This is a genomic window from Citrobacter sp. MGH100 (assembly GCF_001034465.1).
Classification (GTDB): Bacteria; Pseudomonadota; Gammaproteobacteria; order Enterobacterales; family Enterobacteriaceae; genus Citrobacter; species Citrobacter youngae.
This window is the reverse complement of the sequence record NZ_KQ089803.1, coordinates 163,751-175,290: the sequence shown is the minus strand read 5'-3', so window position 1 is coordinate 175,290 and position 11,540 is coordinate 163,751. Positions and strand designations below refer to the sequence as shown.

Sequence of the window (11,540 nt, the reverse complement as noted above, 5' to 3'; positions counted from 1 at the left end):
ACTTAATATGAGTGAATGGAACGTATATACTGTTGGCAACATTGAATTTATTTATAATATATTCAATTCCGTTGCCATGTTATTGAATGATGGCACTTACGGATCCTTGTTTAGGATTTCAGCACTCATTGGTGTAATTTGTGTCGTGCTTGCTGCTGCTATATCAGCCGGGAAATCATTATCCCTTTCTCATATGTGTGTGGCCGTCGTGATGTATTACCTGTTTTTCAGTGTATCGATGCGCACCAACATTGAAGATGTTACAACGGGTAAGTTTCGTGCTGTTGATAATGTACCAGCGGGATTAGCCGTTGCCGCATCTGTACTGTCTACTGTTGGGTATGCAACTACCGAGAAGATGGAGCAGGCATTTTCTGTCCCAAGCATGACTGAGTATGGGTCTCTGGATCCCCTTTTCACTCTGGCCACTTTATACGACACATTGAAAACGCCAATGCGCTGGACGGGTCAAACTGGTGCTTACGGTGATCTGGACGCAAGCGTTTCAAACTATGTGAAGAACTGCGTAGGCAACGATATTATTCGTGGGTCTAAAACCTTTGCTTCAATGTATCGCTCTAATCAAGGTGTATCAGGGCTAGCCTCGAACGATTCCTTCCAGCGGGTTGTTATTTACGACAATGTACGTAGCGGCTGGTCTACCAGTACTGAAGAATCTTCAAATGGGGGCTCACTTTATACCTGTTCTGACGCGTACACGAAACTTAAAGGACTCGCTACCCAGAACGCTTCTAGCCTGGACTCAGCTTTTGCCAGCTCTTATACCGCATCCGGGCGCACTTGCGGTGGTGCGCCATGCTCAGGTTCAGGAAAAGCCCAGGAAGTACTGAATTTCTTCAACATAAGTGGCACTGATATTCGTGATTTCCAATTGATGTTGGTCATGTACCCTCATTTCAGGGAACTGCCAATGTACGGACTCGAAAGCTCATTTCGTGGTACTGCTGCTGTAACTCGCGCCCAAACCATGACTCAACAGGCATTCCAATGGTCTTCTTCTGGTTCATCATTCTTGAGCTGGATGGGTTCATTTATGCCGATTTTCCAGGGAATAATATACGCACTCGCACCATTTATGGCCTTCCTTTTCGGTCTGGGTATTATGGGTTTGCGACTGGTGATGAAGTACTTCCTCGTTATCATCTGGACATGGACTTGGCTTCCCCTCGCAGCGGTCGTCAACATGTATGTGTTAAACAGTATCCGTGATACGTCAAGCCAAATTCTTGTCAGTTCGGGTTCTGGCGGACTTAGCTTTGCTCAGCTTTATCAGCTCCTGTTTGAGACTCAAAAAAGTATAGGTCTTGCTGGTAATTTATACGCGATGATCCCGGCCCTGGGTGGATTCATTGTCTGGGGCAGTTCTGTTGCCTTTAACTCTCTTGCAAGCTCAGCAGCAGCACCTTCAGCTGCCGATACTAAAACTCTCGCACCTGATGTCACCAACGCTCCTGCGATAAACAGTCGTGGTTCCGATGTTGAATTTAACCCAACACAAGGAACTATCATGGGTGGGTCTTCTGGCACTCTCCCTGCCATTGACATGAAAAAGGTCGCTACTCACAACCTGTCCAGCGCTAAGCAAGAACTAGATTCAGCATCCAGTTCCTTGACTGCCCAATCTGGAGCAATGATTAGCCAGGTGGCCAGTAACATGAATTCTGGTGGACATTCGCAAGTTTATAGTGACGCTTCCAATGCAGCATTTGCCAGCCTGAGCAGCTCAGATCGTGCCCTTGTCAGTTCTGTGGCTAAAGAACAAGGTATTTCTGATATGCAGGCGCTTGTCTCTATCGCCAAAGGTGATGTGAGTGTCGGTGGCGGTGCGGGAAGTTCAAGTGCTGGTGTTGGTGTTAAAGGTGGAATGTCACGTTCAGAGGCAGAAAGCAGTGGCCTGAGTAATGACAACAGTGCTAAGTACGGTTCTACAGACAGCGCCTCGTCGCACAAAATAGACAGTGCGACCCAGTCACGCATCGTCAATACCGCAGCAAGTGCGATGTACCAGTCCTTATCGCAAGAAGGTGAGAGTTCTCAATCGACTCGTTCTTTTGCTGAGGCAAATCAAAGAATGCAGTCCGCACAAAAGAACTTCCAGGAAGCAAACTCCTTCGTTTCAAGTACCTCAATGGGCCAGACAATGAATGCTGCGCAACTTGCTACAGCCATTGGTCGTAATCATGATGCACAAGCAACATTGACTCAAACCCTCGCGGCGCACCCGGAACTGTCCAGCAAAATCGCCGGTGATGCAGCGAGCCTGACCTCTTTAGGTATGACTCACGAAGACGCGCATACCTTTGCTCAATTCAAAGCAGCCAGTGAACTTGGTGTTGCCGGTGCAGTAGCTGCCAAAGCCGGGTTCATTAACGCTGATTCCAGCCCAGTACTGACGACAACTGCATCTGAGCAATACCGTGGCGTGAGTGGTGGAGCTGAAAGCGCTGGTGGCCGCGCAGTTGCTGGTGCAGCGGACGTTGGCAACTCCGTTAATGCAGTAACAGGCCGATCTTACGGAGCGCTTGGTGAAGCACATGCGTCATCGTCTGATGGTTATGGGCAAGGCCAGGTTAATACTGTCGGGGGACAGAATAGCGGTGCAGTTGAGCAAATTCACAAGGGAAATGAGGGTGAAGTCATGACGAAAGCGGGTAACACCGCCGCAAATGATTTCGAAAACAACCACTATAATCTTGGCGGTATTACTGGCGATTTTAATAAACTCGTTTCTCATGTCAGTAATGCGTTCAAAGAAAGCCCGGTATATGAACAGGTACATGATCAGGCCAGAACCATCGCTGGGGAAATTCCGCTTGGTGGAGATGCAAACCGCGAAGCGGCGCGAGATTCTATTGTGAACTACTACGCCATGACTAAAGCTGGAGCGTCTGAGCAACAACTTTCCCAGGCCCGCAGTGACATGATGGCACGTATTCAACTCGCGACGGGTGGTCAAAATGACAATGGAACGGTTATGGGCGGAAATACTGCTCTTGCCCGTGGTATTGCAGCCCGTATTGATAATGCCGGTTTAGACCGTTCAGCCAATGATGGCTCCATTATTCAACAGGCTACTACTGCACTGAATACCGATCGCCAAACCCACGAATACAACACCGGTGGCATGGCCAACAACCTTGGAGGGATGCATCAGGCATCAAATGGAGGTTCTGCTGTGGGTGATGGCGTCCCTTACGCGATGGGAACCCACAACCAGGGATACGGCGAGGCTGAGACAATGACCGTTAATGCCCAAGGTGCTGAAGGTCATAATGGTTTAAACCAGAACTCAAACTATGGTGGGTCTGAGACAACAAACATTAATACCCAAGGCGCTGGTGGTCATAGTGATTCAAATAACGGAGGTACAATGTTCAGTGATCCGCCACCTGCACGTGCAACCCAGTCGCATCAGGAGTATGTACCTGTGCATCCACGTAATAAAGAGAACAATGGAGGTCATAGTGGTGGAAATGACGACATGATAATTTCATCGAGTAAGTGATTCGCAATAAAGCCCTGCAATCTTGCAGGGCTCTTATGTGGTCACGAACATGTATACGACAGGAAGGCTCAGTAAAGAATAGAGCAGAATATAAAACTCCCACATACGCTCACATTTGCTCTTGAACGTTCTGCCATTTTTTCCACGTCCCCTCTTACCATTTCCACCACCATAATCTGAATCGCTTGGCCCCGATAATGGGATAAGGCCAGTAATACCAAACATGTCCATAAGTACCTCCAGTCGGTAATATTCAAGACGCTGAAAACACCCTCGTTTTGCCGTCCTTCTTTATTGTCTGAAACCAGTCTGTTTAATACGCTGCCTGCTTAATCCTTCATTTTAGTAGCTTCGCATAGAAATGCTGGCTGACGAAATTTAGTTACCGAGATCTCTGATTTCATAATCAGTAACCACGACAAAGGTGATCATAGAATGAAAAACCTTTTCCGCAAAAAATGGTTTTACAGACCACTCTGCACAATAACGATGTTATGTCACCTTGGTGTTGTATCCTACGTGCCGTATGCCTTTTCAGCAACGACCCAGGAAAACGTTACATCTGCCACTAATTTCTATAAAACACTGCCGCAAGTTTCAGCTACGTCAAATGGTACGGTTCAGTATGGAAAAGGCCAGGCCGTTGATTTGAACTCTGCTTATCCAAATCAAGGTTCATCAACTTCACTGGATAGCCTGAAAGGAACCTACGGAGATGACAGCAACACGCTAAAACTGGGCAATACAACCAACGCCAATCTGAAAACCGAAAATTCACTGCGCGGCGAAGCTTACCGAACGCTGGTGGGCTCAACGAAAACTACAGCAAACATTAAACCTGATGATTCCATCTTTGATGGCCATAAAGACTTCCTGGAGAATCAGGATAAGTACATGCAAGATCTTGGTGATTGTTCTATGACCAAGACCATGACGAATAAGGACACCGTCAACCATATCCCTGATTATCGCGAATGTACCCGTACCACAAGTGTCAGCGGCACATTCACCCTCTACCATCCTTACGTTGCCGGTATGCTCTCGCATTATAGTGGCGCGGCGAACATCGGTTCTTGCGGCACTAACTGCATCGAACTCTGGCTCGGGACTGTCGGTGATAACTACTGGGACGGCAACTGCACAATATTTGAACAGGCAATGGCCGTCACTGTCTACAATCCCCAGGCAGTTACCAGCGCCAAGATCATCAGGGCTAAATGGGATGATTACATGCAGATTTATGTCGGTGGTACAGATAGGGGTAGTTTGGTTTGGGCAGGGCCAAAAGGTTTAAACGTCTTCCCGCCAGAGACATCAGGAGCCTGTGAATTAAAAACAAGCTGGGATCAGTCGATTAATGTAGATGTAACAGCACAAATCCGAAATACCCCCCAAAATGGCGTTCTTAATTTCAAAAACCGTGTGTCAGTGACTGGCAGCGGCGAAGGTTATGCTCTCATTTATATTTACTTTGACCCAAACAAAATTATCTCGGATAACGCCTGGACTGTTGATAAACCTGAACAATTCGATACGTTGCTGAAGGCCATCAACGCCGGGTATTGCCAGAATTACACGGTAACCTGCCGCGAGACAGTCATTCCTGATGCAAATGGGTGCGCAACCATAAATGGCGCACGTATCTGCGAAAACCAGCTTGCTAAGCCGCCGATCGGAGGTCTCTCACCTTTCTGTAAGTCTGCAACGGTAGTTTCCAACTGCGGAACCGACGGTGGCGTTAACAATACTTGCAAGCAGTACGATGCAAACACTGCATGTAAATTCATTAAGTCCACTTGCATAACAGGTGCGGAGGGTGACAAAAATGGGTGCTGGCAGGCAACCGAGGTATGGGATTGCGGAACGGATGTCGTTGTACCCAATACCTCCTCCACCGATACCTATACTTGTCCTGGCGCTGTGCAATGCCTTAATGGGTCTTGCCTACAGCCTTCTGCTGAACCAAGCGGCGATTTCAACAAAGCAGTTGCAACTCTTCAGGCCGCAACTTACGCATTGAATGAAATGAAGTGTGGCGATGATACTGACGAAACCAACCGTTCCTGCACTCTTTTTAAAGGTGAGTCTGCACAATGTAAATCGGCGATGGGGGGATGGGTGGATTGTTGTGATCAGCCCGTAGATGTCAGCTGGATTCAGTATTTGCAGTTGTCCTACTACACTCTAAAAATTGCTGATGCTGTCTCTGTAAAAGCCGGTATGTTCGAACAGGGAAAAGGTATTTTTGACATGGGTTCCGAACTTATGACTAATGCCATCGATACAATAACTCGACCAGCTATTTCCGCTTTCAACAGTCTGGTTGGGTCGGCAGGTACTGAAGCGGCTCAGCAAGCTACAGAAGCAGGTTTGTCCGGTTTGATGAATCAGGCTATAGGAGCGCTGACGAAACAAGTTGCTCAATGGACTCTTGATACCTTCGGCCCTGCTGCGACGAATCTGATATTTGAAAGTGCGGCCTCTGGCGGTGGCGCAGCCGTAACATCGTCTGGCCTGGCTACATCTGTTCAATTGTCGTCAACTATTGTTTCGGCAATATCCGTGGTTGGATATGCTTACATGGCGTACCAGATTGCTAATATACTGGTCAACATCATCTGGGCTTGTACTCCTGATGAATTTAAGCTTGCCGTTAAGAAAGAAACAAAATTGGCCGTGCATATATCCAGCTGGTGTGAAACAAAGTTTCTGGGTGTCTGTATCGAGAAACGGTCAAGTTATTGCACGTTTGATTCTCAGATTGGTCGCATCATTCAGGAACAAGGGAGACCAATGTTAGGTATCGGCTGGGGGGATAAAAAGAACCCGGATTGTCGACCACTGACGTTAGAAGAATTTGGACGGATTGATTTTAACAAACTCGATTTGTCAGAGTGGATTGGTTCACTTTACGAGGCGAAACTTTTACCTAAAGCGTCGGAAATAAATCTGGATAAGATAACCGGTAAAGGAAACGTATTGAATATAGATGGATCTCGCCAGAACTCCCTGGAGCGATTCCAGAGCGGTGTTGACAGTATCGATGTTGATGCGGCGAAATCTAGCACAGAGGCTGTTTTGAAAACTCAATAGCTTTGCAGGATAAGAAGCCCCGACTTTATGTCGGGGCTTTTTTTTTACTTTCTGAACAGGTATTGCTTACCGTCACTGAATACCATTGGTTCATGTTCAGGAGAGCCTGGTAAGAACAGAGCCCGCTGAGCACCCAGTTCTTTACTCATTTCTTTAACCAGACCTACGTTAGAGGCTCGTGTTGCATAGAGGTTGAAGCAGTCATTACCGATAATGAATGTCACCTGACCGCTGGTGCTGATAGGTGGTTTCGGCAACGTTGGAGCTATATCAGCATACGATACCCAATCACCGTTCGTCGCTTTCCGACGAACTGCATTTTCAACAGCACCGCCTTTCCCCTCACACATCCCACCAACTTTGTATCCATCCATCCGGGTTAGTGTTTTCCAGAAAATCGCATTGACCTCACGCTCATTATCTTCCTGAGATTTACCGTTCCATGACGCGACACGCACCACGCCATCAACAATAGCAGTAGGCTGTTGGGCCGTTAAAACAGACAGCACAGGGATGAAAGATGTGTGTGTCGCGAAGCCCGCAGCCACATCGGCCACTCCATTACCTCCCAGGTTGGTTACACCTTTTTCACCAGCCTTAACCGGGGTTTTGAGAGGGACAAGCTGCCCATTGGACGCGAAACCGTTATAGATAAGGTATTGATCGCCAGCATCGGTGATCTGACGTAAATCCATCGCTCGGGCAAATTTCAAAGCATCAGATGGATTGCTGTCAACCGGCATAGCTGGTGGTTGAGAAGCCGCGCAACCAACTAACATCAGCGATACCAAAGCAAGACCAGAGATTTTCTTCATTTTATTTTCCTTGGGACACCAGTAGGTTTGTTATTCAATACTAACCCGACTCATTCACGTGACGAAGTATCCAGGCAATAAAAAAGCCCGTTAAAACGGGCTTTTTTATGAAATTTAACTTAGTCACTTACGAGCTTTCATTTTCAGCTTCTGTATCAGAGCAGAACGGACAAATATGTTTTTTCCGTGGACGGTCACAACTCTGCGGTGAAATAAATGAAAGATCGCAACGGTAACACCTTACCATACGTATTTCTTCAGCTCGAAAATCACGAGCAAGAGTCCAGGCCTCGTTGGCATCAATCATCATTTTCGAGGCTTCTTCCGGGCGGAATTTAAGGTTTAGTTCCCGGTAGATTTCGAACGCACTCACCACATCAACGATGTTGTCACTGTTGTTTGGGTCTTTCGAACGACGCAGATAGATGCTCATAAAATTGGTTGCCTCAACCTTTTTATGTGTCGTATTGAGCAGCGTCTCTGAATGTTTAAGTCGTCCGATTGATACATCACTCAGATGGAACTCTTTTCGCAAAAAATCAATAACACGGTCACTTGCATTAAGCGAATGCACAATGATCTTTCTACGAAATCCTAATTTTACCATTTTCTGTGTTAAAGCAAATTTATCTTCATCCCGGACAAGAGCAGCCTTCATAATCAATTACTCCAATGAGAATAGCGCGACTGTAAGTAACCTGTTAATTCTAAGGTTGGGTTGGGGGCTCCAATAACTGTACTGAAGTCACAATCTACTAAATCGGCAAATGGACGAATAGGTTTAAAATATATTTTGCCGGTTATGATTGCATCGATTGTTTGTGCATCATCCATACGTTCGACAAGCTGTACGGTTTTTTCATTATCAAACCAGTAGAACGTTTGGGCAACAGTCCCCGTATTAATGAAAACACGAACACTGAATACCAGCAGGGCAAGCCGTAGGATGTATGAGTCATGACGAACGAATTTTTCTACCTCAGTAGATATCTTGCGCTCGGGATCATGACAGATATTAAAGATGGGCAAGTCATACTTCTCCATCGATAAAGCGAGCTTGGCCTGATTAGATTTCTCTATCAAAAATTCCCGGTCTCCTTCTGCTAACTCAAAAGGGCTTTTATACAACGATTGCGCACGGGTAATAATTGAGATGGCAGTCTGTAGAAAATACAAATTTTGATTAATCATTTTCGATAAGCCTCTTCCATACGCGTAATACGCGCTGACCATATTCACGAGCCTTGCCTTCCAACTTAGGGTTTTGAGTGTTGTATCCACCTATCGCCAGTTCTATATCGCCAGGGTTAGCTTTGATGGCTGCACACAAAGTCTTTGCCCCGATTCGGATGTTTGTATCGACATCCAGGAGTTCTTCAGGATGGTTAACATACTGTCCGTTCCAACGAAAATTAATTTGAACGATTCCAATATCTGTTACCGGAGTGGCTGAGAGATAGCGGGCTAGCGCTCTCTTTGCATCTTCATAACTTGTCGGGTAATACGACCCATAAACATAGTTGTTCAATGCCCAGGGGCTGGGAACAACATACCCCTTGGTTCCTGCATTATTTTTACTCTCGGTGAGTGCCACCGCGTAGAGAAGGTACGGATCGAGGCCACACTCTTTCTGGGAATGCTTTTCCCAAGAAGTGCCACGAAGATCTACAAGCCTGGCGTTCGTACTCGTGCAGTAAGCAGCACATAGTAAAGCGAGCACCAAACTCTTCGTTGCTATCTGCATTTCCCCTCCCCACAAACCCTACAACGGCATCAACTTATGCGAACACGCCTTGGTGTAACCTTTTCATTAACGCCGCTATCTTGATTGTCGCCTGTCTCCCCAACGCCCGATTTATCTCCAGGATTGGGATCCGGTATTTTTCCAGCAATCTCAGGCTTACTGGTAAGGTTCGCCGTCGATAACTGGTCATCTTTAACTTCGAACTCTTGAATATCACTGCCCACACAAAATGGCGGGCCTGTATTGACTATATCGTTGCTAACCACGTGACGAAATTTTGGTTCAGTGTCCTCATTTACTTTGGGTAAGTGGCCGTCTCTCTGACTAGTCATCAGACCAGTCTCATTTTCTGTATTCGGCCCACGGACTGATTTCTTCTGTTCTGATTTACGTTTTTTTGAAGTCTCACGGACGATACCGGGTATAAAACTGTCACCTGCTAGCAATGCTCGGTTTGCCAGCGCCAATAGTGAACTGCTGCGCTGGCCAGACTGTTTTGATTCCAGATAATTAATCAGCTCTGGAAACAGTATTGGATTAATCGTCACTCGAACTTGCATGAAACCCCCTTTGCTCAATCATCGCCGTAAAGCATCAAGTCAACGCCATAGTTCCAGAAACCAATGGCATTACTGGCAACAGGCAACGGGCTCGATACGATCCTGGCTCGGGGGAATTCTTCTCGTATGGTCTGTTCGTAGAACCTTGTCCCACCACCGGCAGCTGCAATGATATGGACTGGCCCGAGAACCCTTGTCGATTTTCGCAACTCTTTGACTACATCACTGGCGATGGAGGGAATAGCTTCTTCAAGCAGAGGACGTAGGGAAATGTGGCGGAACCCATTAAAGAAAGACTGCTCATTGTTACGGAGAGCGATTTCAATAATTTCTGGTAGATCATCAATTCGCTCTTCCGGGTTATCGGCATTAAGGCGGTTCACAATGCTTTCGATAATTGCACTGGTTGCTTTTAATGATGAACCTGAAGAGCCTGATACCCTGCTTCCGCTCTTAAAGGCGATGTAGTCCATCGAGAAGAAGCCAGGGTCAACCACGAGAATGGTCGACTTCTCTAATTCTTCCTGACTGATAAGGCCCGGTCTGTTAACGATGTCATTGATGACACCAACGCCCTGCTGAAGAACGAGGCATTTTTTAACAGTCACTGTTTTTCCTGGCGCAATAGTAAACGTACCGGTGAGCCTCGCAGTCAGTTTCGCGCGTTCACTTTCATTAGCAAGACGGACAGGTAAACCAGTTACTACCAGGTCGATTTCATTGCCTGCTTTAGCAGTGATTTTATCCAGTGAGGCCAGATATAGTGCCAGGTACATTTCTGTCATGTGGTAACGGTCATGCAGCTCACGCGCATCGGGGCGTTCGGTAAAAGCCCGCCATTCTTTACCTCCTGGGTACACCAACACTTCATGTTCGCAGCTACGCTTTACCAGCCGCACATCATCTACTGGCTCATTCGTAGCGTAGGCCGGATAAATACTGACTGTGGGTTTGTCATCCGCTGAATCCCCTACAGCAATTTTTACATTGCTGTATCCAATATCAATTCCGCAGACAACCAATTTGTCATTGCTCATTCGTTAACCCTGCAAGTTAAAAATGAATTACTGCCACTCCGATAACATTTGAGCGCCAAAAAGGGGTTCGCACTAACGTAAAGAAAGGTGGCCTCCCTCTGTCAACGTCGGGAATTAACCGTTAACAAGTTGTAACATGGTATTCAAACGATCATCGATTACCATTTTTTTTATCGGCAAAACGTCCCCATTTTTGACATTAATAATGGCTAGATACGGACGTTTAAAATGTCAGATATGTACATAAATGCTGCATGAAACTGGACGTCATATATGGCTAAATCCGGCCCTAAAAACCTTAACCCCTAACCTAAATCAGACTGAGGAAATTAGGTGGTAATGTATGAGGGCAACACATTTAGATTGGCTTTCCGCCTGGGGATTTCGCGGAGTATATATACTAAAAACACATGCTTCGGTGAGGTGAATTAAGGTATGTTGTGGCGATTACTCAAGGGTACACTTCGTGAAAATTTTACTTAAGCACAAGTTATAATTTCACTTAAATATGCATATCTCCCCTTCACTTCCCCCCCAAAAAAACTCTCTCAAACTAGTATATATACCTACAAAATGTGACATAAATCACTATGAAGTTACTGTGATTTAGGATTGATCCTGAAGACGGAGGGAGGTGATGGAAGTTTCAGCTGCGTTTGCCATTGTATTCTCCAGAAAGGTAACAAAAAGTGGAAAAGCCAGAAACATAAGTTTCTGCCATATCATATAGCGACTCTACATAATCGTTTACTAAGAGGTTTGTGC

General features: G+C 46.2%; 8 protein-coding genes. 2 read left to right on the top strand and 6 right to left on the bottom strand.

The features are described 5' to 3' along the window. Positions 1-7 precede the first annotated feature (7 nt). Together SK32_RS21210 and traN are read left to right on the top strand one after the other, a co-directional pair. Positions 8-3,526: a conjugal transfer protein TraG N-terminal domain-containing protein gene (locus SK32_RS21210; RefSeq protein ID WP_048213838.1), complete on the top strand. Its 3,519-nt coding sequence runs from the start codon at positions 8-10 to the stop codon at positions 3,524-3,526. A 435-nt stretch (positions 3,527-3,961) separates the two neighbouring features. Next, positions 3,962-6,619, top strand: a complete 2,658-nt coding sequence (gene traN, locus SK32_RS21200) for a conjugal transfer mating pair stabilization protein TraN (RefSeq protein WP_007372250.1) — start codon at positions 3,962-3,964, stop codon at positions 6,617-6,619. Between the two features lie 44 nt (positions 6,620-6,663). On the opposite strand, the gene SK32_RS21195 is transcribed toward traN, so the two are convergent. The 6 genes from SK32_RS21195 to SK32_RS21170 all read right to left on the bottom strand — a co-directional run bounded on the left by SK32_RS21195 (position 6,664) and on the right by SK32_RS21170 (position 10,775). Then, positions 6,664-7,434, bottom strand: a complete 771-nt coding sequence (locus SK32_RS21195; RefSeq protein WP_007372251.1) for a putative periplasmic lipoprotein — start codon at positions 7,432-7,434, stop codon at positions 6,664-6,666. Between the two features lie 127 nt (positions 7,435-7,561). After that, positions 7,562-8,092, bottom strand: a complete 531-nt coding sequence (locus SK32_RS21190) for a FlhC family transcriptional regulator (protein WP_007372252.1) — start codon at positions 8,090-8,092, stop codon at positions 7,562-7,564. 2 nt (positions 8,093-8,094) lie between these two features. Continuing rightward, positions 8,095-8,625 (bottom strand): hypothetical protein, encoded by a 531-nt coding sequence (locus SK32_RS21185; RefSeq protein ID WP_016241572.1) that lies wholly within the window; start codon positions 8,623-8,625, stop codon positions 8,095-8,097. Continuing rightward, a complete protein-coding gene (locus SK32_RS21180) occupies positions 8,618-9,178 on the bottom strand; it encodes a transglycosylase SLT domain-containing protein (protein WP_016241571.1) in 561 nt (186 codons plus the stop codon). Before SK32_RS21180 ends, SK32_RS21185 begins: the two co-directional genes overlap by 8 nt. Before the next feature lie 29 nt (positions 9,179-9,207). Continuing rightward, positions 9,208-9,738, bottom strand: a complete 531-nt coding sequence (locus SK32_RS21175; RefSeq protein WP_016241570.1) for a hypothetical protein — start codon at positions 9,736-9,738, stop codon at positions 9,208-9,210. Positions 9,739-9,752: 14 nt separating this feature from the next. Further along, positions 9,753-10,775: a ParM/StbA family protein gene (locus SK32_RS21170; protein ID WP_007372253.1), complete on the bottom strand. Its 1,023-nt coding sequence runs from the start codon at positions 10,773-10,775 to the stop codon at positions 9,753-9,755. Positions 10,776-11,540: the final 765 nt, after the last annotated feature.

Coding starts and splice junctions, on each gene's coding strand:
- SK32_RS21210 (WP_048213838.1), top strand. CDS start 8: ATGAGTGAATGGAACGTATATACTGTTGGCAACATTGAATTTATTTAT.
- traN (WP_007372250.1), top strand. CDS start 3,962: ATGAAAAACCTTTTCCGCAAAAAATGGTTTTACAGACCACTCTGCACA.
- SK32_RS21195 (WP_007372251.1), bottom strand. CDS start 7,434: ATGAAGAAAATCTCTGGTCTTGCTTTGGTATCGCTGATGTTAGTTGGT.
- SK32_RS21190 (WP_007372252.1), bottom strand. CDS start 8,092: ATGAAGGCTGCTCTTGTCCGGGATGAAGATAAATTTGCTTTAACACAG.
- SK32_RS21185 (WP_016241572.1), bottom strand. CDS start 8,625: ATGATTAATCAAAATTTGTATTTTCTACAGACTGCCATCTCAATTATT.
- SK32_RS21180 (WP_016241571.1), bottom strand. CDS start 9,178: ATGCAGATAGCAACGAAGAGTTTGGTGCTCGCTTTACTATGTGCTGCT.
- SK32_RS21175 (WP_016241570.1), bottom strand. CDS start 9,738: ATGCAAGTTCGAGTGACGATTAATCCAATACTGTTTCCAGAGCTGATT.
- SK32_RS21170 (WP_007372253.1), bottom strand. CDS start 10,775: ATGAGCAATGACAAATTGGTTGTCTGCGGAATTGATATTGGATACAGC.